We start from the raw sequence: 385 nt of genomic DNA, 5'->3' as shown, positions 1-385 counted from the left end.
AGCGCGGGAAACAAGCGGGAGACCAACTCGCGGTATGCCCATATCTGCCGTTCCTTGGCTTTCTTCGAATTCCGGGAGCGTTCCCGTTCCACTTCCTCTTTGATCATGCGCCTCGAGGCGATGGTCACCGCGTTGCCGTCCTTCTGGATTTCAGCCACGATTCCGAGTTCGTCCAGGAGGTCGGGAATCCGTTCGGACTCCACGCCCCACAACCGGCCCCACGCCCGTTCGGGCATTTTCAGGAAGCCCCGTTCGGGTGCATTCCATAGGGCGGCAAGACAATCGATCCACACTCCTTTGGCGGAGGCGGTCAGCATTCGGGTATCGGCCAACCAGTCGGTCGGGTAAAACTGCATGTAGGGTAGTTCTGCCATGAATCAAAAGA

Annotated in this window: 1 pseudogene; it reads right to left on the bottom strand. The window is 58.4% G+C overall.

Annotation, left to right across the window (positions count from 1 at the left end):
* A pseudogene (locus JIN85_RS21025) lies at nucleotides 1-374 on the bottom strand (hypothetical protein); the annotation flags it as partial.
* Between the last annotated feature and the right edge of the window lie 11 nt (nucleotides 375-385).

Source organism: Luteolibacter pohnpeiensis (genome assembly GCF_016595435.1).
In the GTDB taxonomy this organism is placed as follows: Bacteria; Verrucomicrobiota; Verrucomicrobiia; order Verrucomicrobiales; family Akkermansiaceae; genus Luteolibacter; species Luteolibacter pohnpeiensis.
This window is presented reverse-complemented; position numbering and strand designations above follow the sequence as displayed.